The organism is Desulfofundulus thermobenzoicus (assembly GCF_009428905.1).
Lineage (GTDB): Bacteria > Bacillota > Desulfotomaculia > Desulfotomaculales > Desulfovirgulaceae > Desulfofundulus_A > Desulfofundulus_A thermobenzoicus.
Window position 1 is genome coordinate 27,600 of record NZ_WHYR01000014.1, and the last position, 26,953, is coordinate 54,552.

At 59.1% G+C, this 26,953-nt stretch carries 25 protein-coding genes; 4 read left to right on the plus strand and 21 right to left on the minus strand.

Annotated features, from left to right (window positions below; all coding sequences use genetic code 11):
- The first annotated feature begins 344 nt into the window (after positions 1-344).
- Positions 345-653: a hypothetical protein gene (locus GFC01_RS06815; RefSeq protein ID WP_152945887.1), complete on the plus strand. Its 309-nt coding sequence runs from the start codon at positions 345-347 to the stop codon at positions 651-653.
- Between the two features lie 107 nt (positions 654-760).
- Positions 761-3,118: a phytoene desaturase family protein gene (locus GFC01_RS06820; protein WP_152945888.1), complete on the plus strand. Its 2,358-nt coding sequence runs from the start codon at positions 761-763 to the stop codon at positions 3,116-3,118.
- 62 nt (positions 3,119-3,180) lie between these two features.
- Here the strand turns inward: GFC01_RS06820 and GFC01_RS06825 are convergent, their stop codons facing one another.
- The 9 genes from GFC01_RS06825 to gltX form a co-directional block, all read right to left on the minus strand.
- Positions 3,181-3,471: a type II toxin-antitoxin system RelE/ParE family toxin gene (locus GFC01_RS06825; RefSeq protein ID WP_152945889.1), complete on the minus strand. Its 291-nt coding sequence runs from the start codon at positions 3,469-3,471 to the stop codon at positions 3,181-3,183.
- Positions 3,468-3,698 carry a hypothetical protein gene (locus tag GFC01_RS06830; protein ID WP_152945890.1) on the minus strand — a complete coding sequence of 77 codons (231 nt, stop codon included), beginning with the start codon at positions 3,696-3,698 and terminating at the stop codon, positions 3,468-3,470. The genes GFC01_RS06825 and GFC01_RS06830 overlap by 4 nt, the downstream gene beginning before the upstream one ends.
- A 340-nt stretch (positions 3,699-4,038) precedes the next feature.
- Entirely contained in the window at positions 4,039-4,683 is a 645-nt protein-coding gene (gene sigH / locus GFC01_RS06835; RefSeq protein ID WP_341473802.1) for an RNA polymerase sporulation sigma factor SigH, read from the minus strand.
- A 208-nt stretch (positions 4,684-4,891) separates the two neighbouring features.
- Positions 4,892-5,404 (minus strand): NYN domain-containing protein, encoded by a 513-nt coding sequence (locus GFC01_RS06840; RefSeq protein WP_152945891.1) that lies wholly within the window; start codon positions 5,402-5,404, stop codon positions 4,892-4,894.
- Entirely contained in the window at positions 5,397-6,140 is a 744-nt protein-coding gene (rlmB, locus tag GFC01_RS06845; protein WP_152945892.1) for a 23S rRNA (guanosine(2251)-2'-O)-methyltransferase RlmB, read from the minus strand. The genes GFC01_RS06840 and rlmB overlap by 8 nt, the downstream gene beginning before the upstream one ends.
- Positions 6,137-6,547 carry a Mini-ribonuclease 3 gene (locus tag GFC01_RS06850; RefSeq protein WP_243137321.1) on the minus strand — a complete coding sequence of 137 codons (411 nt, stop codon included), beginning with the start codon at positions 6,545-6,547 and terminating at the stop codon, positions 6,137-6,139. Before GFC01_RS06850 ends, rlmB begins: the two co-directional genes overlap by 4 nt.
- A gap of 187 nt (positions 6,548-6,734) precedes the next feature.
- Entirely contained in the window at positions 6,735-8,186 is a 1,452-nt protein-coding gene (cysS, locus tag GFC01_RS06855) for a cysteine--tRNA ligase (RefSeq protein WP_341473808.1), read from the minus strand.
- Positions 8,187-8,448: 262 nt separating this feature from the next.
- Positions 8,449-9,207 carry a serine O-acetyltransferase gene (gene cysE / locus GFC01_RS06860; protein WP_152945895.1) on the minus strand — a complete coding sequence of 253 codons (759 nt, stop codon included), beginning with the start codon at positions 9,205-9,207 and terminating at the stop codon, positions 8,449-8,451.
- A 156-nt stretch (positions 9,208-9,363) separates the two neighbouring features.
- Positions 9,364-10,818, minus strand: coding sequence for a glutamate--tRNA ligase (gltX, locus tag GFC01_RS06865; protein WP_152945896.1), 1,455 nt, complete (start codon positions 10,816-10,818; stop codon positions 9,364-9,366).
- 180 nt (positions 10,819-10,998) lie between these two features.
- Here gltX and GFC01_RS06870 point away from each other — a divergent pair, with 180 nt between their 5' ends.
- Together GFC01_RS06870 and GFC01_RS06875 are read left to right on the plus strand one after the other, a co-directional pair.
- Entirely contained in the window at positions 10,999-11,613 is a 615-nt protein-coding gene (locus tag GFC01_RS06870; RefSeq protein WP_152945897.1) for a Uma2 family endonuclease, read from the plus strand.
- A 51-nt stretch (positions 11,614-11,664) separates the two neighbouring features.
- Positions 11,665-11,835 (plus strand): hypothetical protein, encoded by a 171-nt coding sequence (locus tag GFC01_RS06875; RefSeq protein WP_152945898.1) that lies wholly within the window; start codon positions 11,665-11,667, stop codon positions 11,833-11,835.
- 33 nt (positions 11,836-11,868) lie between these two features.
- Here GFC01_RS06875 and GFC01_RS06880 read toward each other — a convergent pair whose 3' ends face one another.
- From GFC01_RS06880 to GFC01_RS06935, 12 genes are all read right to left on the minus strand, one after another.
- On the minus strand, positions 11,869-12,879 hold the full coding sequence (locus GFC01_RS06880) for a bile acid:sodium symporter family protein (protein ID WP_152945899.1): 1,011 nt from the start codon (positions 12,877-12,879) through the stop codon (positions 11,869-11,871).
- A 441-nt stretch (positions 12,880-13,320) separates the two neighbouring features.
- Positions 13,321-14,466, minus strand: coding sequence for a (Fe-S)-binding protein (locus GFC01_RS06885; protein WP_243137322.1), 1,146 nt, complete (start codon positions 14,464-14,466; stop codon positions 13,321-13,323).
- Positions 14,467-14,469: 3 nt separating this feature from the next.
- Positions 14,470-15,864: an FAD-binding oxidoreductase gene (locus GFC01_RS06890; protein WP_152945900.1), complete on the minus strand. Its 1,395-nt coding sequence runs from the start codon at positions 15,862-15,864 to the stop codon at positions 14,470-14,472.
- A 292-nt stretch (positions 15,865-16,156) separates the two neighbouring features.
- Positions 16,157-16,669 carry a DUF6125 family protein gene (locus tag GFC01_RS06895; protein WP_152945901.1) on the minus strand — a complete coding sequence of 171 codons (513 nt, stop codon included), beginning with the start codon at positions 16,667-16,669 and terminating at the stop codon, positions 16,157-16,159.
- Positions 16,670-16,847: 178 nt separating this feature from the next.
- Entirely contained in the window at positions 16,848-17,354 is a 507-nt protein-coding gene (ispF, locus tag GFC01_RS06900; protein ID WP_152945902.1) for a 2-C-methyl-D-erythritol 2,4-cyclodiphosphate synthase, read from the minus strand.
- A 111-nt stretch (positions 17,355-17,465) separates the two neighbouring features.
- On the minus strand, positions 17,466-18,221 hold the full coding sequence (ispD, locus tag GFC01_RS06905) for a 2-C-methyl-D-erythritol 4-phosphate cytidylyltransferase (RefSeq protein ID WP_194174854.1): 756 nt from the start codon (positions 18,219-18,221) through the stop codon (positions 17,466-17,468).
- 162 nt (positions 18,222-18,383) lie between these two features.
- The gene (locus GFC01_RS06910; protein ID WP_152945903.1) at positions 18,384-19,523 is read right to left on the minus strand and encodes a PIN/TRAM domain-containing protein; all 1,140 of its coding nucleotides are present in this window, start codon (positions 19,521-19,523) and stop codon (positions 18,384-18,386) included.
- A gap of 137 nt (positions 19,524-19,660) precedes the next feature.
- Positions 19,661-20,137: a CarD family transcriptional regulator gene (locus GFC01_RS06915; protein WP_152945904.1), complete on the minus strand. Its 477-nt coding sequence runs from the start codon at positions 20,135-20,137 to the stop codon at positions 19,661-19,663.
- Positions 20,138-20,380: 243 nt separating this feature from the next.
- Positions 20,381-21,454 carry a DNA integrity scanning diadenylate cyclase DisA gene (disA, locus tag GFC01_RS06920; protein ID WP_152945905.1) on the minus strand — a complete coding sequence of 358 codons (1,074 nt, stop codon included), beginning with the start codon at positions 21,452-21,454 and terminating at the stop codon, positions 20,381-20,383.
- 240 nt (positions 21,455-21,694) lie between these two features.
- On the minus strand, positions 21,695-23,059 hold the full coding sequence (radA, locus tag GFC01_RS06925; protein WP_152945906.1) for a DNA repair protein RadA: 1,365 nt from the start codon (positions 23,057-23,059) through the stop codon (positions 21,695-21,697).
- 139 nt (positions 23,060-23,198) lie between these two features.
- Positions 23,199-25,682 carry an ATP-dependent Clp protease ATP-binding subunit gene (locus GFC01_RS06930; protein ID WP_152945907.1) on the minus strand — a complete coding sequence of 828 codons (2,484 nt, stop codon included), beginning with the start codon at positions 25,680-25,682 and terminating at the stop codon, positions 23,199-23,201.
- Positions 25,683-25,877: 195 nt separating this feature from the next.
- Entirely contained in the window at positions 25,878-26,951 is a 1,074-nt protein-coding gene (locus GFC01_RS06935) for a protein arginine kinase (protein ID WP_152945908.1), read from the minus strand.
- Positions 26,952-26,953 lie beyond the last annotated feature (2 nt).

Genomic DNA, 26,953 nt, shown 5'->3' on the forward strand with positions numbered 1-26,953 from the left:
GTCCTTTTCTGTTTTCTGCCCGCAACCCTGCCATGCCGCGCTGGCCGCGCCGCCAATCCGGAGCCCGGGCAATAGCCAGCCCGTGGGCCGGCAGGGCGGAGCGTGACAGGGGGGCGTAACAGGGGACGAGAGCGTGACAGGGGACGCGTGACAGGGGACGGTTCTCTGACACACTGGCGCACAGCGCGGGAGCGCGTGACAGGGGACGGTTCTCTGACACACCAATCTGAAGCGTGACAAGGAACCGTCCCCTGTCACAAGGCAGATTTAGAGTCCTTTGAGTGCTGGGCGATTCACCAAACATTGCCCGCGGGCAATGATATACACCGAAGGGAGCTGTTATTTTGAGTCTTAAAACCTCCTCCCGCCCCCGGCGGGCGGGGTTGACCGGGACCATCCTGGGCTTTCTGCCCTGGATTTTATACTGGAGCCTGCCGGCGCCCTGGGGGCCGGCCGGGGGCCTGGTGGGTGCGGTCATCATTTTTGGCCGGCAGTTGCTGCAGAAGAAACCCAAAATCATGGACGGGTTCTCCCTGTCCTTTTTTGCCCTGGCGGCCCTTATGCTCTACGGCCTGCATTCCCCCTGGTTCGCCCGCTGGGAGGGGGCAGGCGTGACAGGGGACGGTTCTCTGACACACCAATCTGAAGCGTGACAAGGAACCGTCCCCTGTCACAAGGCAGATTTAGAGTCCTTTGAGTGCTGGGCGATTCACCAAACATTGCCCGCGGGCAATGATATACACCGAAGGGAGCTGTTATTTTGAGTCTTAAAACCTCCTCCCGCCCCCGGCGGGCGGGGTTGACCGGGACCATCCTGGGCTTTCTGCCCTGGATTTTATACTGGAGCCTGCCGGCGCCCTGGGGGCCGGCCGGGGGCCTGGTGGGTGCGGCCATCATTTTTGGCCGGCAGCTGCTGCAGAAGAAACCCAAAATCATGGACGGGTTCTCCCTGTCCTTTTTTGCCCTGGCGGCCCTTATGCTCCACGGCCTGCATTCCCCCTGGTTCGCCCGCTGGGAGGGGGTGCTGGTTTTTGCCACCCTGGCCCTGATGGCCCTGGCCTCCCTGGCCGCCCGCTCCCCCTTTACCCTGCAGTACGCCCGGGAGGACTGGCCCCGGGAATACTGGCGGGAGCCCCTTTTTATCCAGACCAATGTACACATCACCCTGGCCTGGGCACTGGCCTTTATCTACGGAGCGGGCATGACGGCGTTGAACACCCTGGTGCCCGGTATCCCCCCCACACCCCTGCTGACCCACCTGGGCACCATAACGGCCCTGGTCTTTACCATTTTCTGGCCACAGTATTATCCCTGCCGGGCCGTTGACCGCCGGTTAAAGGAGAGGGAAGCCCGCCGCCCCCCCTGGCAAAACCCGGATTTTGCGGCCTGGCAGCAGACCAGGCTGTTCGTGCCTTACAACCGCCCGGAAAAGTACGGTTCGGCCGGATGGGCAGGTGCTGAAGGCGCAGCCGGGCATTCCCCCGGCGATGGGCCGGGAGATGGGGGCCAACCGCCCGTGACATGGGAAAGCGACATTACCCCCGGCGGCACCGGGGAAGAACGGCCGCCCATTGCGGGGCCAGCATCACCCCTGCCCATCCCCCTGATCCGGAGAACACCGCCCGCAGATCGTTTTGATGTGATCGTCATTGGGGCAGGGATTGGCGGTCTGACGGCGGCCGCCCGCCTGGCGGACCGGGGCTTGAGGGTTTGCGTGCTGGAACGGCACCACCAGCCCGGGGGGTACTGCACTTCCTTTGTGCGCAAGGGCTACACCTTCGACGGCGGGGTGGAGTCCGTCAGCGGCTGCTGGCCCAACGGGCCGGTCCGGCTGCTGTTGGAGGAACTGGGCCTGGAAAGGCGCATCCGGTTCCGCCGCCACGGACACCGGCTGATCACTCCCGGCGGCGTCCTGGACATCCCCGGCAGCTACGTGGAATTCACCAATATGCTGGTGGACCTGGCCCCCCATGAGGAAGAGGGCATCCGCACCCTGATGGGGGAACTGCAGGCCGCCTACTACCAGGTCTACCAGGACACCCCCCGCACCGGAAAGGTACCCGCACCCCCGGCCACCGTGGAGGAAACCTTGAGTTATCCCCTGGACCACCCCGATTTTTACCGGGCCATGTTTTATTCCTGGGGGGAATTCTTACGGCGGCGGGTGCAGGATGAGCATGTGCTGGGCATTCTGAACATGCTGACGGCCTACCTGGGAGACCGGGGTCCGGATACGCCGGCCGCCCGCATGATCCCCTTAATGGGTTATTACGTGGACGGCGGCGTCTACCCCGTGGGAGGCAGCCAGCGCCTGGCCGATGTGTTGATGGAAGCGGTGCAGGAAAGGGAGGGGGAGGTGCGTTTAAGTACAACGGTGCAAAGGGTCCTGCTGCATGAAGGCCGGGTGGCCGGGGTGTCCCTGGGGGACGGGACATGCCTGCTGGCCCCGGTGGTCATCAGCAACGCCGATCCCAAACAGACCTTTTTCCGGCTGGTGGGCGCAGAACACCTCCCGCCGGATTTTGTAAAACGGGTGGAAAGACTGCGCCCCTCCCCCTCGGCCTTTGTCCTCTACCTGGCCCTGGAGCGCCCGGCCGGCCTGCCGGAGCGGGTTTTCGTCCGGCGGGAGGGGCCCTTGCCCCGGGACACCTTTGGCATCGGCGGCTTCCTTCTGGTCAGCAATTCCCCCCTGGACCCGGAGCTGGTGCCGCCCGGCTGCGGCGACCTGACCATGATCACCTTAACCCGCCTGGAAGCGGATCACTTAAACCGCATGACCCCATCCGGTTACCGGGCCTTCAAGGAAGAGCTGACCCGCACCATGCTGGACTATGTGGAAGAAGTGGTCCCGGGCGTCACAGAACATGTGGTCCATGTGGAGGCGGCCACCCCCCGCACCTTTTACCGTTACACGTGGAACCATCAGGGAGCCATCTATGGCCTGGAGCCGGAGGACGGGCCGGAAGGGCCGGTGTGGCTGGACCGGAAAACCCCCATCCCGGGGCTGTGGCTGGTGGGTGCCTCGGTGGAACCGGGCCCGGGCATCGAAGGGGTGGTCATCTCGGGCACATACTGTGCCAACGAGATCCGGGCCGGGCGGACCGGTTTTACCCTATAACAACTTTATGCAACAAGAAGGTTTATTATGGTTTGATTCAAAAAGTACAATCCATCTGTACATCAATTGTCCTGCTCAATGGGATACTGCCGTGCATGCCGGATTGTAACTACATTTATAGTTTTTCCTTTTATTTCATAGTAAATTTTATAAGGATAATTTTTCTGGAGAAGCATCCTATATACCGTTCTTGTACCTTTTGAGGAATCATAAATTGTAACCATTACATGCATTCCGGCAAACCGGCGAAGTTTCATTTCTGCAACCTCAAAAACTTTTAACCCTAAACCGGGTGAATATTCTTCCAGGGCCTCAATAAAATTTAATGCTTCTAACGTCCAGCGAATTTTCATGTTTTGGCAGTTTTTAATAGACGTTTTCTAGCCTGTTCGGACGTTAAAATGTTACCTCTATCCAAATCATCGAGGCCCCTCCGGATAGAACGCAGATCGTCAGGTGTCTCAGATAAATCAAAATACTTTTCCTCCATGTGGAGAATCCAGTAAGCAAGATCCAGTTGGGAATTCCGGTCAAGCCTGATAATTGCTCTTTGAATTTCTTTCAGGGACGGCTCCATCAAAGAATCACCCCTCCCGGTATATGATGGATACGCAAAGTGCACTTAACAATTAATATAATAAACCCTTTTCCTTAAGGTCCATTATAACATGATCTTCTTCGAACAGGAAGTAACCAGATATCACCGTAGCCCGTGCCGCTGGCTCCCACTCCTAAAGCGGTGTGCGGGTAAAAGTGACGAACCTCTGCCACAAAATATTGCCGGTTAAGGACCTGGTGCCTTCCGGCCTGAGTCCGCAAAAGAACCGTCCCCGGAAAAGGGTACCGCCATCTACCCTCAGGTCAACGGCTACCTGCAAAATTTAAACGGGTTACCCCGTGCCGGGTAACCCGTCAACCAACTAATTCTCCCGTTTTTCCAGATACCTTTCCAGCTTGCGCTTCACCCGCTGCAGGGCGTTGTCGATGGATTTGACGTGCCGTTTTAAATCTTCGGCGATTTCCTGGTAGGATTTGCCCTCCAGGTAGGACATCAGCACCTTCCATTCCAGGGAACTTAAGATTTCACCCATCTTTTCCTCAATGTTGTCGAACTCTTCCCGGCTGATGATCAACTCTTCCGGGTCGGTGATCTTCGTGCCGGATATGACATCCAGAAGGGTGCGGTCGGAATCCTCATCATAGATGGGTTTGTTCAGGGAAACGTAGGAATTCAGAGGAATATGCTTTTGCCGGGTGGCCGTTTTGATGGCCGTGATGATCTGCCGGGTGATGCACAGTTCGGCAAAGGCCCGGAAGGATGACAGCTTGTCCAGCCGGAAGTCACGGATGGCTTTATAAAGGCCGATCATTCCTTCCTGGATAATGTCCTCCCGGTCCGCCCCGATGAGGAAATAGGAGCGTGCCTTGGCCCGGACGAAGTTCTTGTACTTGTTGATGAGATATTCGAGGGCGGCATTATCGCCTTCGCGGGCATATTCGACCACTTCTTCATCATCCATCAAGTGATAACCGCTCGCCAACTCCCTCTGGACGCTCAGGCTCACAGTATCCCCCCCGCTTTATATGTCCAGTTTCCCCCACTGCACCGTGAAAACAAAATGCCGGGTACCGGTAAACCCGGAAAATCTTTCTCTTCTTCGGATAAAGTACATTCAGCACCCTTTTCTCTTGTTTTTGCCACACATATTATATCCCTCCCCTTCTAACCAGTCAAGAAAGAATAGGACAGCCTGAAACCCCATGACCCCACATCTAGTCCTTTTTGCGCCGCCATCGTTCGAATATTGCCCGGATCTCTTCCACCAGGCGGTTTTCCAGGTAACTGTCGGCCGGGCGGCTGTTTTGGTAATGTTTGCGCCCTTCCTGCTCAAAACGGATCACCCTTTGCCACAGCTCCCGGGGGGTAAGGCGGTAGGCACCCCGGCCCAGGATGGTCTGCTGCTCCGCCCAGTCATAGGTGACCACATGGACGGTACCCTGGCGGGCCAGCTCCCCCACCAGCCTCTCAATGACCGAGTCGGCCGTTTCCCCTTCGGCCGTAAAAATCACCTGCACCCCCTGTACCATTTCCGCCCGTTCCACCGCATTCTTCACCTGATGGGCGTCAAAGACCACCACCACCCGTTCACCACTCAGGGCCGCGTAGTTCACCAGAATATCCACCAGCCTGGTCCGGGCGTGCTCCAGGCTGGATTCAGCCAGCTTTTCCAGCTCCGGCCAGGCGTGAATGATATTGTAGCCATCAACCACCAGGTGATCACTCATGGGCCCGTCCCCTCTGCCGGACCACCTCGTAGGCCAGCAGGGCCGCAGCCACCGAGGCATTGAGGGAGCCCACCCGTCCGGCCATGGGTAGACTTACCAGAAAGTCACATTTTTCCCGCACCAGCCGGCCCAGGCCCCTGTCCTCGCCACCAATGACCAGGGCGATGGGTCCGTCCAGCCGGGCATCCCAGTAAATCTGCGGCGCCGCCGGATCGGCCCCCACCACCCACAGGCCCCGTTCCTGCAAACGGGCGATGGTCCGGGCCAGGTTGGCCACCCGGGCCACGGGCACATGTTCCACCGCCCCGGCCGAGGCCTTCACCACCGCCGGGGTAAGGGCCGCGGCACGGCGCCGGGGGATGATCACCCCGTGGACGCCGGCGGCATCCGCCGTACGTAAGATGGCCCCCAGATTATGGGGATCCGTAATCTCGTCCAGCAGGATTAAAAAGGGATCCTCACCGGCGGCTAAAGCCAGGATCTCTTCCACGGAAAGGTATTCCCGGGGTGCGGCCAGGGCCGCCACACCCTGGTGGGGCACCTGCGGCACCAGCCGGTCCAGATAGACCCGTTCCACCTGCTGCACCGGAATACGGCGCTCCCGGGCCAGGTGGATGATTTCCTGTAAGTTGGTGGCGCCCCTGGCCACCAGAATTTTGTTCACAGCCCGCCCGGCCAAAAGGGCTTCCTTCACCGCATGTCGTCCGGCAATGGCATTATCGGCGCTTGCAGTCATGTTTCCTCCACCACCTGCCGGGCCAGGTTAATGATTTCCTCCAGACGCTGCCACTGGCCGGACAAATAGAGATAACCCACCAGGCTTTCCAGACCCGTGCTGTAGCGATAGCTGAGCACATCGCCCCCCCGGGGCGGGTGGCTGCCGTGGGCATTGCGGCCCCGCCGGGCCACGGCCTCTTCCGCCGGGCTCAACCGATCCTGGAGGGCGTGCATCACCCGGGCCTGATTGTCCGCCCGCACATATTTTACGGCTTCTTTGTGCAGTTGATTCACCCGGGTCAATCCCCGGCCCACCAGATACTGGCGGATGGCCAGCTCATACACGGCATCGCCGATATAGGCCAGCACCAGGGCCGGCAGCCGCTCCGGATGGGAAATATCCACGGGGGGGGAGAATAAGGTCAAATAAACCCTCTCCTTAAATGGTCGCCGGTCGTAGGCGTCAGACACCGGATTAAGTAGCCCGGTACCCACCGGCATACCAGGTCTTCGTAAAACCGGTGGCATCAATCAAACCTGAAACACCGGGAGCAAAGTAGTATTCTGGTGAGTGCCGGGTATTATAACCACCGGTTCCAGTATACCTTTACCGTTAACTAAGTTTCTTCCAGCGCACACCGGACGGGGTGTCTTCCAGAAGAATGCCCAGTTCCTTCAAGCCGTCCCGGATGCGGTCGGCGGTGGCCCAGTCCTTTTTGGCCCGGGCCTGCTGGCGCACCGCCAGCAAAAGATCCATCAGGGCGCCGGCCAGGTCGTCGCCCCCGCCGGCCTTTTCCTCCTGCAGGAACCTGCCGGTGGTTTCATCCACCCTTAAGATGCCCAGCACCTGGTTGAAGGAACGGAACAGGTCCATGGCCCTTTCCAGGGCCTTCCCGGCGGGGAGACCTTCCCGGTCATGCAGGTAGGCATTTACCTCCCGGGCCAGCTCAAAAAGGATGCCGATGGCCAGGGCGGTATTGAAGTCATCATCCATGGCCGCCCCAAATTCCCTTTCATACTTTGCCATGGCGGCTAAAAATTGATCATCCTCTTCCTTCAGTCCATTCCGGACCGGCCGGTCCAGGGCCTCATGCAAAAGCCTGATACTGTTTCTGATGCGCTCCAGCCCCCGCCCCGCCGCAGCCATCTTCTCATCGTCAAAATCCAGGGGGCTGCGGTAGTGGGTGGACAGGAGGAAAAAGCGGACCACTTCCGGGGGGAACTTATTCAGAATTTCACGTACCAGGAAGAAATTCCCCAGGGACTTGGACATTTTTTCCTGGTTCACGGTGATAAAACCATTGTGCATCCAGTAACGGACAAAGGGCCGCCCGGTGGCCGCTTCGGCCTGGGCGATCTCGTTTTCGTGATGGGGGAAGACCAGGTCGAATCCCCCGCCGTGGATGTCAAAGCTGTAGCCCAGGTATTTCAGGGCCATGGCCGAGCATTCAATATGCCAGCCGGGGCGGCCTTTGCCCCACGGACTGTCCCAGGAAGGCTCGCCCGCCCTGGCCGCCTTCCACAGGGCAAAATCCATGGGGTGCTTCTTGCGCGGGTCCACCTCCACCCGGGCACCGGCCTGCATTTCCTCCAGGGTGCGGCCGGAAAGTTTGCCGTACTCCGGAAAGGCACTGATGGCAAAATAAACATCCCCGTCCACCTCGTAGGCGGCTCCCTTTTCCATAAGGGCGGCAATCAGGTCGATGATCTCGGGGATGTGACCGGTGACCTGCGGGTGCACGTCGGCCCGACGCACATTGAGGGCGTCGGCATCCTTAAAATACTCATTTATATACTTACGGGACAGGGCCAGGGCGTCCACACCCTCTTCCCTGGCCCGGTTGATGATCTTGTCATCCACGTCGGTAAAATTCTGAATGTATTTCACCCGGTAACCCCGGTACTGGAAATAACGGCGCACCGTGTCAAAGAAAACCAGGGGGCGGGCGTTGCCCAGGTGGATGAAATTATAGGTGGTGGGGCCGCAGACGTACATATCCACCCGCCCCGCCTGCCGGGGTACAAATAATTCCTTCTTTTTGGTGAGGGTATTGTATATAACTATGGCCATAAAAACGGTCCTGGTCCCGGCACCCAACTGTTCTGTCCAGTCAAGGCGGTCTCCCCACGACCAGGCTTTCGCTCCTTTCCATTGGTTTGGCCGACTCCCGGGGAGTGCCATACAAAGGGGAGGTTTAGTTCCAAAAGCAATGCCCAAACCGGCGCAGGCACGGCGTTATCCCGCCGCCCTTTAGAAGTGAGATGCTCCGGTGCTCCACAACCACGTCTCGCTCTGTCAGGGGAGCCTTTGTTTTGGGAGAAGCGATTTAACCGGATGTTTGCCCTCGACTATTTTCCCCGCCACCGGTGAATACGCTTTTCACCGCAGGCTCGCAGGCCTCCGGGGGCGGGGCGGCGGTCTGGCGGGCCAGCTGTTTTTCCAGTTCCAGCACCCGTTTTTCCAGCCGGTCTATGTTGTGCAGCAGGCAGTTGATGGCCTCGGCCACCGGGTCGGGCAGCAGGTCGTGGCGCAGGTCAATCACCGGGGCGGCGGCCGGGCCGACCCGCCGGCCGTCCCGGGCCACCACCTTGCCCGGCACCCCCACCACCGTGCTGTTGGGGGGTACGGGTTTCAACACCACCGAGCCGGCGCCGATTTTGGAGTTGTCCCCCACGGTAAAGGAACCAAGGATCTTGGCCCCGGCGCTGATGACCACATTATTGCCGATGGTGGGGTGGCGTTTGCCCTTTTCCTTGCCCGTGCCGCCCAGGGTCACCCCCTGGTAAATGGTTACGTTATCCCCGATTTCCGCCGTCTCCCCGATGACCACCCCGGCCCCGTGGTCAATGAACAGACCTTCGCCGATTTTGGCCCCGGGGTGGATCTCAATCTGGGTGAGAAAGCGGGAGAACTGGGAAATGAGACGGGCTATGGTAAAAAGGCGCTTCCGGTAAAAGAAATGGGCCACCCGGTGCATCATGATGGCGTGCAGCCCGGGATAGCACAGCAATACCTCGATAATATTTTTGGCCGCCGGGTCCCGCTCGAAAACGGCCCGGATATCCCGCTTCAGGCCCTTGAACATATTCTATCCCTCCGGAAAAACGGCATGTCCTGGAGTGTTTCATTCTCCGTATAATAAACTGCGGGAACAGAATGCTTACGTTAATAGATGTACCCCTTACCGGCCGTTAACTCATCCTGCTTAAAACGGCATAGTGCCGGCCGGGTTTACCCCGGGTCAACGGTTTAATGCCCTTTCTACGCGTTCCAGCACCTTCTCCCTGCCCAGCAGGGGGATTACCTGGTACAGCTCCGGGCCGTGGGTGCGTCCGGTCAGGGCCACCCGGAGGGGCATGTAGACCTTCTTACCCCCCAGGCCCAGTTCCCGGGGCAGTTTTTTCAGCATGGCCCGGGCGACCTCTTCGTCCAGTTCATCCACGGCCCGCACCTTTTCCGCCACAGCCCGCAGCACCGCCGGCACCTGCTCCCCGGCCAGCACGGAGCGGGCTTCCCCATCTGCGGGCGGCACTTCCGCTGCAAAGAAAATATCCACATGCTGCGTAATCTCGGACAGGTTGGAAAGGTAGTCCCGCACGGCGGCCACCAGCGCCTTCAGCCATTGATACCTTTCCGGCGTAATTTCCTCCGGCACATAGCCGGCCTTCTGCAAAAAGGGAATGGCCAGGTCGGTGATGCGCTCCAGGGAACTGGTGCGGATGTAATGGCCGTTGAGCCAGTTTAACTTATCCAGATCGAAGACCGCCGGATTTTTGGCCACCCGGTCCAGGGAAAACTGCTCCTTTAACTGGTCCAGGGTAAGGACCTCTTCCTCACCTCCCGGGGACCAGCCCAGAAGGGCCAGGAAGTTCACCAGGGCTTCGGGCAGGTAACCCATCTCCCGGTACTGCTCGATGGAGGTGGCCCCGTGACGCTTGCTCATCTTGGTCCGGTCCTCCCCCAGGATCAGGGATACATGGGCGAACCGGGGCTCCGGCCAGCCCAGGGCCCGGTAGAGCAGGACCTGGCGGGGGGTGTTGGACAGGTGTTCCTCCGCCCGAATCACATGGGTGATGCCCATGGTGTGGTCGTCCACCACCACGGCAAAATTATAGGTGGGGATGCCGTCGGACTTGACGATGATAAAGTCCCCCATGCCGTCGCCATCAAAGGAAACGCTGCCCCGCACCAGGTCCCGGATGATGATCTTCTCCCCGGCGGGCACGGCAAAACGCAGCACGGGACGGCGCCCCTGGGCCTCCAGGCGACATCGCTCCTCACCGGTTAAATGGCGGCAGCGGCCGGTGTAGCGGGGCATTTCCCCCCGGGCCAGCAGTTCCTCCCGCTGGGCGGCCAGCTCCTCTTCGGTACAGTAACAGCGGTAGGCCCACCCCGTCTCCAGCAGCCTGTCCGCATACTGCCGGTAAATGGGCAGGCGCTCCGTCTGGCGGTAGGGACCGCCGGGGCCGCCCACGCCGATGCCCTCATCCCAGTCCAGGCCCAGCCAGCGCAGGCCGGCCAGGATGTTTTCCTCCGATTCCCGGGAAGAACGCTCCAGGTCCGTGTCTTCTATACGCACAAGAAAAGTACCGCCCCGGTTGCGGGCAAAGAGCCAGTTAAACAAAGCCGACCGGGCGCCGCCGATGTGCAGAGGCCCGGTGGGGCTGGGGGCGAATCTGACTTTGACTTGAGCCAAAAAGGGTTCCTCCTTGAACAACTTCCCCGTTTTTCGCCCCCTATTATATCACCCGCCCGGCGGCAGAGGCAACTTGTTTGCGCGCCGGGCCGGTTATTTGCTTGTCAATCCTTTTCCTGCGATATATAATCATTGTACAATAACCCGGCTATAGTCGATTGCCCAACAGGAGGCGATACTATGAGCCTGCCGGAAAATGAGATCGCCATTCCCCAAAAAGAAGTTTATACCTATGACGATTATGCCCTTTTGCCGGAAGGCGCTCCCTATCAGTTAATAGGAGGCAAACTGGTGATGACCCCCGCACCCAGCACCTTCCACCAGATTATTTGTGCCCGCATTCAGGGCAAATTGTATAATCATGTTAATGAAAAAGATTTGGGCCTGGTTCTTTTCTCACCTATAGATGTATATTTCGAAGAAAAAGAAACCTATCAACCAGACATAATCTTCATTGCGAAAGACAGGCTGCATATTATAAAATCCGCAAAAGTAACCGGCGCCCCCGACCTGGTGGTGGAAATTCTATCCCCCTCCACCGGCTACTATGATTTAAAGAAAAAGGCCAGGATATACGCAAAGCACGGAGTAAAGGAATACTGGATTGCCGACCCGGAAGACACCAGTATCGAAGTGCATACCGGCCAGGGAGGCCGCTTTGTTTTAAACCAGAGGGTAGAGGGGGAAGGCAGGGTCAGATCGCTTATCCTGGAAGGGTTTGAAGTGCAGGTTAAAGATATCTTTGCTCCCCTGGACGTGGTCACCGAACCGGGGACTACTGCCGCCCCCAGGTAAGTTCACAGGAACAACGGGGTAATTGTGATGGAAGACGGGGGGTGCAATGGCATGGAAGAGTTAAAGGGTCCGGATAACCATTACCACCTCTTTTCAGCGGACGCAAAGGGGATTTACCGTGCTGCAGTATTACCCGGCCTCTGGCTGAAGGTGGAATGGCTGTGGCAGGAAGAAATGCCTTTGGTGATAGACGTGCTGCGGGAAATAAAGATGATAGATTAAAGCAGTCCGGGACCATCCTGGACAAAAGGGGTTTTATTCGCTTCTCATGCTAAACCCATCGCTGCCGGACCCGGACAGTTCGGCGGTGCAGATTTTCCGGCGGTCGAAACGGTTAAACAGGTGGGAAACCACGGCCGCCAGGGGCTGCTGGTAGAGCATGCCCAGGGTCACCGGCACGGCCACGGCGGGCGGGAAAAAGGACACGGCCAGCACCGCGCCAAAGCTGATATTGCGCATACCCACGTTGTACACCATGGCCGCCACCGTATCCCGCCGGCGCTCCGGCAGGGCCAGGGAACCCAGATAACCCAGGTAATATCCGCACGATACCTGCAACAAAACAACCAGCAGCATTTTTACCAGGGAAAGGTTCCAGTGGATTTCCGGGGCCACGGCGCTGGCGTTGATGAAAACCACCCAAAACAGGGCCACCTTGGAAGTAAACCCGCCAAAGGAACGGGCAAATTGATCCAGGCGGTGGCGGGTGAGATCTTTTATGGCCATGCCCAGCAAGCTGGGGATGGTCACCATCCACAAAAGCCCCGTGAGCATGTGCACATAATCGATATGCACCGCCCGCCCGGCCACCAGGGCCAGGAAAAGGGGCAACAGAAAAGGGCTGACCAGGGTGTCCGCGGTCACCGCCACCAGGGCCAGGGGCACATCCCCGTGCACCAGGGAAGTCCATATAATGGAGGTAACCCCGATGGGTATGGAGGCGCCAATTAAAAAACCCAGCCGGATCAACGAATCCTGGGGATAAAAGACCAGCCCCACCCCCCAGGCCAGCAACGGCATCACCCCGTGAATCAATACAAGCACCCACAGGGCAACCCACGGCCGGGCCAGCACATGCAAAAAGTCCTTGAAACTGGTATCCAGGGCGGTGATGAAGGTCATGTAGGCAAAAAGAGCCACTGCCAGTTTACTTAAAGAAGGCGAAGAGGGCAGGGGCAAGGTGAAGCCGACCAGCAGGGCGGACAGCACCACATAAAACATATGCCGCCCCAGCCAGGCGTTCCAGCAGGATAAACGTTTCAGCATGTTCCACCATTCTTCCTGAAAATTTATATGATTTAGCTGTTTACCGACCAGTCCACCTTAAGATAGGCCGTTTTAGCCTCTTACCACTATAACTTTTTTTCAGCCAAACTGTCAACCGGACCCTGTGGAAGAAAAAAAGGGGGCTGTCCCCTTTTTCTTCGCCGTACCGCCGGGCAGACGCCCCGCCCGGCGGGCGGCCTCCCTTAATAGAAATGCGATATGGGCGTTCACACTCCGCAATTCATCGGCAGGCTGCGTCACAAAGACTGGAATTTATGCCGGGGGGTCAGACCCCTTTTGGGGTGATTTGCCATCTGGTTGGGCACCCGGTTGCGCCCGGGCCAAAAGCTCGATGGTGTGCATGACCTGCAGGGGCATCTTTGCCTGGCCCAGGCCGTCGGTGAGCTGCATACGGCAGGCGGGGCAACCGGTGACCACCGCCTAGGCCCCGGTGCCGGCAATGTCCTTGATCTTGTGGGTCAGGATCTGGCAGGACAGGGGGTAGTGGGTCAGGCTGAAGGAACCGGCGTTACCACAGCAGCGGTCGGGTGCCTTTAAAGGAACGAACCTGATCCCCGGAATGCTCCGGATCAGCGCCAGCGGCTCCCGTACCACCCCCAGTCCCCGCCCCAGGTGGCAGGGCTGGTGATAGGTAACGGTTAAGTCCAGCGGCTTTAAGCCTTCCTTATCCAGGGGTAGCTGATATAAAAACTGCGTTATATCCACCACCTTGCTGGCCACCTCCCGGGCTTTCGGGGCATAGGCGGGGTCGTCTGCCAGCAGTTCGGGGTAATGATGTTTGAACGTTTCCCCGCAGGTGCCGCACATGGTGATGATGGCCTCTGCCTGAACGTGGCTGAATAAATCCACGTGGGACCTGGCCATATCCCGCACCATCTCCGCCGCGCCGTTATACAAAAGGGGCGCACCGCAGCAGTGCTGTTCCGGTGGAATAACCACCGCCACCCCGTTCCTCTGCAGCACGTGCAGCGCCGCCCGGCCAATTTCCGGATATACGTAGTTAATCAGACAGCCGGTGAACAGGGCCACGGTGGCCCGGGAGCGCTCCACAGGATGATTGGCCGCCACCTGTTCCCGGAAACTGACCGGCGCCAGGGGAGGAATGATGCGGCGCATTTCCAGGCCCAGGGGGAAGCGGGGCTGCATTTTATCCGGAGCGGTCCGCTTGAACAGCAATCCCTGCAGGCGGGCGGCCGTCCTGGCCCCCAGGTGGAAAAGGCGCGGCCGGCGGACCACGGAAAAGACTGTTTTCTTCACCAGGGGCAGCCCTTTTTGCACCGCCACCGCCGTCCGGGCGGCCAGGATGATGCGGTCCACCTGCACCCCGCTGGGGCAGGCGGCCTGGCAGGCCAGGCAGGTCAGGCAGAGGTCGAAACGCCCGGCCAGGGCCGGGGTTGCCCTTACCTCCCCCCGCAGCAGGGCTGCCGCCAGCTTTATTTTCCCCCGGGCCACGGACGGCTCCCGGCGGGTTTCTTTATATATGGGACACACCGCCTGGCAGTTGCCGCATTTCATGCACTTGATTATTTCTTCTTCTACCGCCGCCAGTCCGTTAAATATGCTCATGGTCTACTCCCCTTTTGCACACTCTACCATTTTGCCCGGATTGAGCAGGTTGTCCGGATCCAGCGCCTGCTTGATCCGCCGCAGTACCTTAACCCCCGCATCGCCCATTTCCCAGGGTAAAAAGCGCATCTTGGCCATGCCGATGCCGTGCTCGCCGGTGAGGGTGCCGCCCAGGGACAGGGCCGCCCGGAAAATTTCGTCCACCGCCGCCCGCACCCGTTCCATTTCTTCCGCATTGCGGCCGTCGGCCAGGATGGTGGGGTGCAGGTTGCCGTCCCCGGCATGGCCGAAGGTGCCGATGATCAGGTTGTGGCGTTTCCCGATTTCCTCCACCGCCAGCAGCATCTCCGTGATTTTGCTGCGGGGAACGGTGGCGTCCTCCAAAATGGTGGTGGGCTTACGCCGGGCCAGGGCGGGCAGGGCGGCCCGGCGGGCGGCCCACAGGCCGTCCCTCTCGGCCTCGCTGGCGGCCGTTTTCACCCACCCGTTGTTTTTGGCGATTATTTCCCTGACAATGGCCGCCTCGGACTTGACCACCTCCGGGATACCGTCCACCTCGATGAGCAGCACGGCGGCCACATCGGTGGGCAGGCCCACATGGGCGAAGTTTTCCACCGTCTCCACGGTCACCCGGTCCATAATTTCCATGGTGGCCGGGATGACCTTCTTCTCGATGATGCCCACCACCGCATTGCCGGCGTCGGCCAGGCTGCCGAATCCCGCCAGGATGGATTCCCGGGCCTCCGGCGCCGGGATGAGGCGGACAATAATTTCCGTGATGATGCCCAGAGTACCCTCGGAGCCCACAAACAGGCGGACCATATCGTAACCGGTGACGTTCTTCACCGTTTTGCCGCCGTAACGGACCACCTCGCCATCGGCCAGGACCACTTCCACTCCCATCACATAGTGCCTGGTTACCCCGTATTTCAGTCCCCGCAGGCCCCCGGAACACTCGGCCACACTGCCCCCCATGGTGGCGGTGGCCACCGTCCCCGGATCGGGCGGGTAAATCAAGCCGTAGGGAGCCACCGCATCGTTCAGGTCCTGAATGATCACCCCCGGCTGCACCGTGGCCGTCAGGTTGGAGGGATCCACCTCAATAATCCGGTTCATTTTTACCGTGGTCAGGACAATGCCGCCCTTTATGGGGACGGTGCCCCCGCTCAAGTTGGTGCCCGACCCCCGGGGGTAAACGGGCAGGCCGTACTGCCGGGCAATTTTAACCACTTTCACCACCTGACCGGTATTCTCCGGGGTAACCACCACGTCCGGCTTCCCCTCCGGCAGGTCCGGTGTGGCGTCAAAGGAATAACAAAGCAAATCTTCCGGGCCGGTAATCACATTCTCTGCGCCCAGTTCCCGGCGCAGGGCTTCAATGGCCTGTGCGACGGACATAAACTTCCCCCCTTGAAAATAGACCGCCGGCCGTCAGACGCCGGTCGACGGGTACGGATGAAAACAAAACCCAAATATACAGCAACCTGAAAGGGAGCTGATCCCTGATTTTGGGGTCCGACTCCATGGTCGGTTGGTCTGACCACCTTATATTAAACAACATTCTCTTTATTTTCGGAATATCCTGCTGGCTTAAAAAAATCACCTCCATGGGCTATGGAGGGATTTCTCAAATAAATGAACATTTCCGGTACATCAACCCATCTATAATGGCTGGTCAAACCCGGCTGAATCAGTCGATCCAGAACTCCCAGGCGCAAAAATATTCTTCCGGATGTTCATCGGGCGGGCAGCAGATGCAGCGGGTTTTTATGCGCGGATCGATGGTCCGGGCAAAGCCGGAGTATTCCACCAGACCCACGGGCTTGCAGGGAAAATCGGGCAGGTTTTTGCGCTTGCGGGCCGATTGCACCCGGCAGTCATTCATGCGGAAGATGATCCGGTTTTCATCCACGTCAATTATTTCCTGGCGGTTGAGCAGGGCGTACAGGCGGTAGCCCAGCGCCTTTTTCAAGGCCGGAATGCCCCCGTTTTCCGGGATGCCGTGCAGTTGCATGATCCGCCTGGCTTCATTGACCGTGAACTGCTCCCAGGCCGCCGCATCGGCCCTGATGGCCGCATCCATACCATGCTCCCGCTCCACGGCCTGGAACCACAGCCCGTCGTGGGCCAGCCACCGTTTGGCGAAATCACCCAGCACCGCCAGCAATTCTTCTCTGGTAAGGCCGGCAAATTGATTGGACATGCTCTCTCCCCTTTTCTGAATAATTAATATATTAATAAAATTATACCACACCCTGGGTACAGGTGTGGAAATTATTTTTCCACCTTTCATTATTTAAAACCGTCGCCGACCATCCCGGATGCCAGTGGTCTAAAGGGAAACAATATTAAAGGGGACCTCAGATGTCCGGCAACCCTTTTCACCGACGGAAGCAGTTATTCCCGGGGACAACCTGACCGGGGATTATGGTACAAACGGCATAAGCCGCCATCCCCTGGCCACTGCCGGTAAAGCCCAGCCCTTCGGTGGTGGTGGCTTTTACATTTACCCGCTCCTCCGCCACACCCAGAACACGGGCCATGTTCGCCCGCATCCCGGGAATAAAGCCGGCCAGCCGGGGGGCCTGGGCCACAATCACGGCGTCGATGTTGTTAACCGCAAAGCCCCCGGCGGCCAGTAAACGCCCCACCCGTTCCAGGAGCAAAAGGCTGGATATGCCGGCATACCGGGGATCGTTATCGGGAAAGTGGCAGCCGATGTCCCCCAGCCCGGCCGCCCCCAAAAGGGCATCCATGACGGCGTGCACCAGCACATCGGCATCGGAGTGCCCGTCCAGCCCCCGGTCGAAGGGTATGGTAACACCCCCCAGCACCAGCGGCCTGCCGGCCACCAGCCGGTGCACGTCATAACCGAAACCCACCCGCAAAGTTTAAACCTCCTTAGCGCGTGTCAGGCGTGTCAGGGGACGGCGTGTCAGGGGACGGTTCCTTGACACGAAAGCTAGCATGTGTCAGGGGACGGTTCCTTGACACGAAAGCTAGTGTGTCAGAGAACCGTCCCCTGACACAGGGCTGCCGCTTTTGATCTGCACCGAGCCGTTTTCCGGGCTGCAGCGCAGCAGGGCTTCGGCCACGGCCAGATCTTCGGGTGTGGTAATCTTGATATTACGGTAGGAGCCGGGGACCAGTTTCACCGGCCGGCCCATGGCTTCCACCAGAGAAGCGTCGTCGGTGGCGGTTATTTTCTCTTCCCGCGCCCGTTGGTGGGCCTCCACCAGCAGCGCATAATGAAAAGCCTGGGGGGTCTGGGCCAGCCACAGGGAATCCCGGGGCAGGGTGCGGGCCGCAAATTCATCCGGACCGGCCTGTTTCACCGTGTCTTTTACGGGCACGGCGGCGATAGCCGCCCCCCACCGGGCGGCCGCTTCGGCCACCCTTTCCACCAGGCCCGTATAAACCAGGGGACGGGCACCGTCGTGCACCAGCACCACCGCCGTTTCCCGGGGCAGGGCCAGCAGACCGTTGAAGACCGACTCCTGCCGACTCCCGCCCCCCGCCACCACGCTAAGCAGCTTGCGACAAAACCACTGCTGCCGGGCCATGTTATTGAAGCGTTCTACATCATCCCGCCCAGCCACCAGCACATAGCCCTTTACCGGTACGGCCCGCTCAAAAACCTGCAGGCTGCGGGCCAGCACGGGAATACCGCCCAAAGGCAGGAGCTGTTTGTTAATTCCCTGACCCATGCGCAAGCTGCGGCCAGCGGCCACTATAACGGCAAAGAGGTTATCCAAGCATATTCACCCCGTTGCATGTATCAAACCGACATAAAGAAACCGTCCCCTGACACACTCCTGTGTCAAGGAACCGTCCCCTGACACACTGACACACTGTGCATGTGTCAAGGAACCGTCCCCTGACACACTATCCCCTGACACACTGTGACGGCAAAGAGGTTATCCAAGTACATTCACCCCGTTGTAGCGGGCGTTCCCGGTCTCTCCCCGGCGTTCCTGACGGGGTTTGGCAAAGATCATCCGCCCGGCCGCGGTTTGCAGTACGCTGGTAACCATGACGCTGATGGTTTGACCCATATACTTTTTGCCTCCATCCACCACAATCATGGTACCGTCGTCCAGGTAACCCACGCCCTGGCCGGCCTCCTTGCCGTCCCGCACCACCTGCACGGTCATTTCCTCGCCGGGGAGCACCACCGGCTTGATGGCATTGGCCAGTTCGTTGATGTTCAGCACCTTAACGCCGTGCAGTTCGGCCACCTTGTTCAGGTTGAAATCGTTGGTCATAATCTTGGCCCCCAGGCGCTGGGCCAGTTTCACCAGCTTGGAATCCACCTCGGCCACGTCGTCCAGGCCGCGCACGTTATCCAGGATCTGCACCTTCACGGCGGAATCCTTGCGCATCTGGTTCAAAATATCCAGCCCCCGCCGGCCGCGATTGCGCTTCAAGACGTCGGGAGAATCGGCAATATGCCGCAACTCCTCCAGGACAAAGGCCGGAACCAGCAATGTCCCCTCGATAAAACCGCTTTCACACAGGTCGGCAATACGGCCGTCGATAATCACGCTGGTATCCAGGAGCTTTAAATTATTGGGGCGGGCTTCCCCCCTGGGTGCTTTTTCCTTGCCAAACCGGGGCAGGCTGCTGAACAAACCCAGCAACTCCTCCCTTTTTTTCACGCCAATGCTCATACCCAGGTAACCCAGCAAAAGGGTGCCCAGAAACCAGACCAGCTTGCCCACGGGCCCCAGAACAAAGAGGATAGACCCCAGCAAATTAGCAATTATGAGTCCAATAATCAGTCCCACGGAACCCATGACCAGATCATGGGTGGGGGTTTTTTGCAAATACTGCTCCAGGAGGGTGGTCAGCCGCAGCGCCCCCCGGATAATGGGGCGACCCAGCACCAGCCCCAGCACCAGGCCCACCAGCGCCCCCAGGGCGATCATGCCCAATCTCAGCTGGGGTATTCCGGCCGGAATAGGGATGAGGGCTCTATCCAGCAAATAAAGGCCGGTATAAAAGCCGGCGGCCGTAAATAGAGCAATCAGCAGAAAAAAAATAATCCGCCTGACCATTTTTTCACCTCCTTCCTCCAGGTATTATTTACAGGAAAGACATTTATATTATAGTGCCTGTAACGGTATACTTCAACCAATAAAATGGAGATTCTTACCTGTTCGAAAAAAAATACGCCAGTTTAGTGGCGTATTTTTTAAGCGAGGGCACTGTCAACCATTGATTGGGCCTTTTCTTCCTCCAGTTCGGTGGCCAGGGCCAGCTCGCTGATCAGTATCTGGCGGGCATTTTCCAGCATCTTTCTTTCACCGGAAGAAAGCCCCTTTTCCTTATCCCGCTTGATCAAGTTGCGGACCACTTCGGCCACTTCGTAAATATCACCGGTCCGTATCTTTTCCAGGTTGGCCCGGTAACGGCGGTTCCAGTTGGAAGACATGGGCTTTCCCTTTTCCCGGAGAATATGCATCACTTTTTGAACGCCTGCCCCGTCGATAACCTCGCGCAGGCCCACCTCCCGGCAGTTGGCAATGGGAATCATCACCTTCATGTCACCCACGGGCAAGCGCAGGATGTAATACTGCCTCTTTTCCCCCAGGACTTCCTTTTCCTCGATGGCTTCGATGATCCCCGCCCCGTGCATGGGGTACACGACCTTATCACCAATTTTAAACAACGCCGGACCCCCTTAACCAAAACTATACGTCTTTAAGTATAGCACAATCTCCGGCCATTGTCAACAAGCTAATATTTTAGCATAGCTGCCATACGGTGTCAACAATATTTTTTTAATTTATTTTTTTCCTGTAACCTGCAGGAAGAGCGGCCTGGGCTTTTCTTCTACAGTTTTTGTCATTTTTCGCCCCTTTCATAATTTGCAAATCGGGAAAAAAAGGCGCGAGCTTGTGTGCTCACGCCCTTACGTGTGTCTTTCCTGAATCAGTTGTTCCCGGTAACGGGCCAGGCCTTCTTTAATGGAGCGGGCACGCACTTCTCCGATACCTTCCACTGCGTCCAGCTCTTCAATGGAGGCCTCCAGAATCCTTTTCAGGGAACCAAACTCCTTGACCAGATTTTCAATGACGGGCAGGGGCAGGCGGGGAATTTTGTCCAGAATACGGTAACCCCGCGGGTAAACGGCCTGGTCCAGAATGCTGGTACTGCCGGGAAAGCCCAGCGCCCGGGCAATCAGGGACAGGTCCAGCAGGTCTTCCGCCGGCCAGCTGTTGATCATGGCCAGAATGCTGGTGGGTGGTTTATCCCCCGGAGTGGCATAATCCCGGATGGCCAGCAGTCCTTCGTGCTCCACCCCGGTGACCAGTTCCTCCAGCTGCATGGTAATCAGCCGTCCCTCCACACCCAGCTCACAGATGTATTTCTCGATTTCCTTCACCACCCGCAGAACCATCTCCACCCTCTGGATGGTCCGGGTCACATCAAAAAGGGTCACGGCCTCATCCAGCTCCAGGATGGAAAGTTCCGTCACCACCCGGTCCAGCACCGAACGGTATTTTTCCAGGGTCTGGAGGGCCTGGTTGGCCTTGGCCAGAATCACCCCCACATCCCGGAGCACATATTTGAGATTGCCCTTATAAACGGTAATGACACTGCGGCGCTGGGAAATGGAAATCACCAGCGCGCCCGTCTGTTTGGCCACCCGTTCGGCGGTGCGGTGCCGGATACCCGTCTCGCTGGAAGGGATGCTCAAATTGGGGATCAACTGGGTATTGGCGGCCAGAATGCGTTTGGCGTCGGCGCTTAAAATTATGGCCCCGTCCATCTTGGCCAGCTCATAAAGGTTGGCTGGAGAAAACTCGGCGTTGACGGCAAACCCCCCCTCGGAAATCTCCAGCACCTCGGGGGAATCGCCGATCACAATCAACCCCCCTGTTTTCGCCCGCAGGATATTTTCCAGACCCTCCCGCAGGGGCGTGCCCGGCGCCACCGCCCGCAGCACCTGCAACAACCTGTCTTCCACCCGTTCCTCCTTCAAGGTTTCACCACTCCAAAGACCAGTCCTTTCGCTGTGAAGACCGGCCGTTTAAAGGCCGTTTTCATCAGGAACAACCGTTTTTGTTACTTTTAATATCGTACCAAATTGCTACGGTCTATACCCCGCAGGTAAAAAGGGGACAGGCTACTTTTTCTACCATCTGCCCCAAATAAATTAATAACTTTGTGGCCGGCACATTCCAAATAAATTTCTCTCCACCAGGTTTTAATGCCTTTCGTATCAACCCAGGACCAGCTCTATGGCTTCACTCAAGGTTTCCGCCCCCAGCACCTGCATGGTTCCCATCCGGACCTGATCCACCCGGGCCAGATTGGTGCGGGGCACCAGACACCGGGCAAAACCCAGCTGTGCCGCCTCCTGCAGGCGCTTTTGTATGCCCGTGACCGGGCGCAGTTCACCGGTCAGGCCGATTTCCCCCGCCACCGCCAGGCGGGTATCCACGGGACGGTCCCGGAAACTGGAGGCCAGGGCCACCGCCACTCCCAGGTCCACCGCCGGCTCTAAAAGGCGCACCCCGCCCACGGCATTGACATAGACATCGTAATTGCCCAGGTGCAGCCCCACCCGCTTTTCCAGCACGGCACAAACCAGCATCACCCGGTTGTAGTCCACCCCGGCCGTCATCCGCCGGGGTGTGCCGAACCCGGTGGGGGAAGCCAGGGCCTGTATCTCCACCAGCAGGGGCCTGGTCCCCTCCAGGGTGGGCACCACCACCGCCCCGGGCACCGGCCCGGCGTGATGGGGGGTGATAAACAGGGAGGACGGGTTGTTCACCTCCATCAAACCGCTGTCCCGCATTTCGAAAACACCGATTTCATTGGTAGAACCGAAGCGGTTTTTCACCCCGCGCAGGATACGGAAGGACTGATGTCTCTCCCCTTCAAAGTAAAGGACCGTGTCCACCATATGTTCCAGCACCCGGGGGCCGGCCAAAAGGCCCTCCTTGGTCACATGGCCCACCAGAAAAACGGCTATGCCCGTGCTTTTAGCCAGGCGCATGAGCTGGACGGTGCACTCCCGCACCTGTCCCACGCTGCCCGGAGCGGAAGACAGATCGGGCCTGTAGATGGTCTGGATGGAATCCACCACCACCAGGGCCGGGTGCAGGGATAGAATACTTTCTTCCACCAGATCGAGGTTGGTCTGGGCCAATAGATATAGTTCCGGGGATTCCACCCCCAGGCGGCAGGCCCGCAGGCGCACCTGGGGCAGGGATTCTTCACCGGTGACGTAGAGCACCGTCCGGCCGCTGCCGGCAACACCCCGGGCCACCTGCAGCAGAAGGGTGGATTTGCCGATGCCCGGATCTCCCCCCAGCAACACCAGGGAGGCCGGCACCACCCCGCCGCCCAGCACCCGGTCCAGTTCGGCCATGCCCGTGGTGAAACGCTCTTCTTTCTCCAGTGAAACACTGGTAATGGGCACGGCCGGCTCGGCCGGGGCACTGCCCGCCGGGGGCCGGCTTCCCCCGGAAACCATTTCCTCCACCAGGGTGTTCCAGGCGCCGCACTGGGGACAGCGGCCCAGCCAGCGGGGGGTGCGGTGCCCGCACTCCTGGCAGTAAAAACGGGTTTTACCGGCCATGGCTTTTCTCCCATATTTTTTACATAGTATAACATTTCTCAGTGAGTTTTTAAAGATTAACAGCTTGAATAGGAAAAGAGGTACGGAAAACCCGCACCCCCGGTGGATCGGTGAAAGTCTGGTTGTCTTTATTGAAACTCTAAGCACTTTGAGCGTTTGCCGGCATCTTGTCCGCCGCCTGTTCGTCCCCGGCCCGGCGTACGGTGATCTGCCCGTCCCGGCCGTCCACCACCACATGATCGCCCTTCTTAAAGGTGCCCTTCAACAATTCTTCGGACAGCCGGTCTTCCACCAGGCGCTGGATGGCCCGGCGCAGGGGCCTGGCGCCGTAGGTTTCGTCAAAGCCTTCTTTGGCCAGGATTTCTTTAGCGGCGTCGGTGAAGGAGACCGTCACCTCGCTCTCCTGCATCCGGTCGGCCACTTCCTTGAGCATCAGGCCCACAATTTCCTTAATATGCTCCTGGCTTAAGGAATGGAAGACGATGATCTCGTCGATGCGGTTTAAAAATTCGGGCCGGAAGGTTCGCTTCAATTCCTCCGTCACCCGCTCCTTCATCCGCTCGTAGCCGGCCTCCTGGTCCCTTGCGGTGCGGAAGCCCATGGTGCCCTCCTTACGCAGGGTATGCACGCCCACGTTGGAGGTCATGATGATCACCGTATTGCGGAAATCCACCGTGCGTCCCTTGGCGTCGGTCAGGCGGCCGTCCTCCAGCACCTGCAGCAGGATGTTGAACACATCGGGATGGGCCTTTTCAATTTCGTCCAGCAGCACCACGGTGTAGGGCTTGCGCCGTACCGCCTCGGTGAGCTGGCCGCCCTCTTCGTAACCCACATAACCCGGAGGCGCGCCCACCAAACGGGAAACGGCAAAGCGCTCCATGTATTCGCTCATGTCCAGGCGCACCAGGGCGTCCTCATCGCCGAAAAGGGCTTCCGCCAGCGCCCGGGCCAGCTCGGTCTTACCCACGCCGGTGGGACCCAGGAAAATAAAGGAACCAATGGGGCGTTTGGGATCCTTCAGGCCGGCCCGGGCCCGGCGCACCGACCGGGCCACGGCCCGCACCGCCTCGTCCTGGCCCACCACCCGCCGGTGCAGCACCTCTTCCAGGCGCAAAAGGCGTTCCGATTCCTCCTCGGCCAGCTTTTTCAACGGAATGCCCGTCCAGCTGCTGACAATCTGGGCAATGTCCTCTTCGGAAACCACCAGTTCCTCCTTGCCCCTGTTGGCCCGCCAGGCTTCCCGCCGGGACTCCAGTTCCTGCTTCAGCTGCTGCTCCTGGTCCCGCAGCTGGGCCGCCTTTTCAAACTCCTGGTTGTTTACCGCCGCTTCCTTTTCCTTTTGAATTTCTTCGATTTTCTTTTCCAGATCCTTTACGTTGGGCGGGGCGGTAAAGGCCTTCAGGCGCACCCGGGAGCTGGCCTCATCCACCAGGTCGATGGCCTTATCGGGCAGGAACCGGTCGGTGATGTAGCGGTCCGAGAGGCGGGCCGCCGCTTCCAGGGCCTCATCGGTGATGCGCACCCGGTGGTGGGCTTCATACTTGTCCCGCAGCCCCTTTAAGATGGCTATGGTCTCCTCCACCGTGGGCTCCTCCACGGTGATGGGCTGGAAGCGCCGCTCCAGGGCCGGGTCCCGTTCGATGTGTTTGCGGTATTCGTCCAGGGTGGTGGCCCCGATGCACTGCAACTCGCCCCGGGCCAGGGCCGGCTTTAAAATGTTGGCCGCGTCGATGGCCCCTTCCGCCGCCCCGGCGCCAATCAATGTGTGTAATTCGTCAATGAAGACGATAATATTACCGGCCTTGATGATCTCGTCGATGACCTTCTTGATCCGTTCTTCAAACTCGCCCCGGTATTTGGTACCGGCCACCATGGAAGCCAGGTCCAGGGTGACCACCCGCTTGTTCAGCAGCACCTCCGGCACATTGCCCTGCACTATGCGCTGGGCCAGCCCCTCGGCAATGGCCGTCTTGCCCACGCCGGGCTCGCCGATGAGCACCGGGTTGTTCTTGGTGCGCCGGCTCAAGATCTGGATCACCCGCTCGATTTCCTTTTCCCGGCCCACCACCGGGTCCAGTTTATCCTCCCGGGCCAGGCCGGTAAGATCCCGTCCAAACTGGTCCAGGGTGGGGGTGTTGGTCTGGCCCTGGGGCCGGGCCACACCGGGCTGCCCCGGCGCCGAACCGGCGGCACCGCCCAGCATCTGCATGATCACCCCCCGCACCCGGTTTTGATCCGCTCCCAGGGAAGACAGCACCCGGGCGGCCACCCCTTCCCCTTCCCGGATCAGTCCCAGCAGCAGGTGCTCGGTACCCACGTAATTATGCCCCATACGTCTGGCCTCGTCCACGGCCAGCTCCAGCACCCGCTTGGCCCGGGGGGTCAGGGTGACCTCCGGGGGCACGGGGCCGGTCACCTTTTCCACCATCTGCTCCACCAGGGAACGCACCTTTTCCGCTTCAATGCCCAGGGCGGCCAGGGCTTTGGCGGCCACACCCTCGCCTTCCCGGATCAGTCCCAGTAATAAATGTTCCGTACCCACGTAGGGGTAATTAAGCCTCCTGGCCTCTTCCTGGGCCAGGAACAATACTTTTTGCGCCCGCTGGGTAAAACGGCCGAACATAGATCAAAACCTCCTTTAAATAATGATGTGAGAGGTGAGAGGTTGGAGGTGGGATTAAGTAGAAACTGGCTATGCCAGTTTCTGGATAAACCTCCTTCTAAAATAAATGGTCGCTGGTCATTGGTCGTTAGCCTATAGCCAGTTGGGCATAACCTCTTTTACAGGCTAAACAAGTTAAAAGCACCCGGGCCACCGTCACTCCTGTTGAGCCGCCGACAGTTTCCTGCGGATTAACTGCGCCCGGTAAACGTCCCGCTCCACCGGGCTCAGGTCCCGGCCCGTGACCTTGACCAGAAAGGCCGGGCGGGTCAACACCATTAATTCCATAATCAGGGACACCGGAATATTTTTAATAATGCCCAGATCGATACCCAGGCGCAGGTCGGAAAAGAGGCGCATGGCTTCCTCCGAGGTCATCACCCGGGCGTGTTTCAACACCCCGTAGGCCCGGCCCACCCGGTCCTCCAGCTGCTCCTTGCGCTCCCGGTACAGCGCCTGCCGGGCCGCCCTTTCCTGGGCCAGGAGCTGGCGGGTCACGGAAATGAGGTTGGCAATGATGTCTTCCTCGGCATGGCCCAGGGTGATTTGATTGGACACCTGGAAGAGGTTCCCTGCAGCCTCGGTACCCTCGCCGTACAATCCCCGCACCGTCAATCCCAGCTTGCCGATGGTGGCCAGCACTCCCCGGATCTGGTTCACCAGCACCAGGCCGGGCAAATGCAGCATCACCGAGGCCCGCATCCCGGTCCCCACATTGGTGGGACAGGCGGTGAGGTATCCCAGTTTTTCATCAAAGGCATAGTCCAGGGTGGCCTCCAGGCCGTCGTCCAGCCCGTTGACCAGCTTCCAGGCTTCCTCCAGTTGCAGCCCGGGCAGCAGGCACTGCAGGCGCAGGTGGTCCTCTTCATTGACCATGACGCTTAAAACTTCGTCATCCCGCAGGGCCACGGCCTTGCGCTCAAAATTCTCCAGCAGGTCGGGGCTGATCAGGTGCTTTTCCACTAGTATCTGTCTTTCCACGGGGGTCAATTCGTTCAGGCGCACTACGGCCAGCCGTCCCACCCGGCGCTGTAATTCCTCATTTCCCACAGCCGCCTCCACGGCCCGGATCACCTGTTCCGCCTTTTCCCGGGAAAGCAGGTGGGGAAAGGGCAGGTGGGCCAGGTTCCGGGCCACCCGCACCCGGCTGCTGATCACTATGTCCGCCTCGGGCCCCGCGCCATTCATCCATTGACTCCTGGCTTCACTGACCGTTTCCTTTATGGACATAC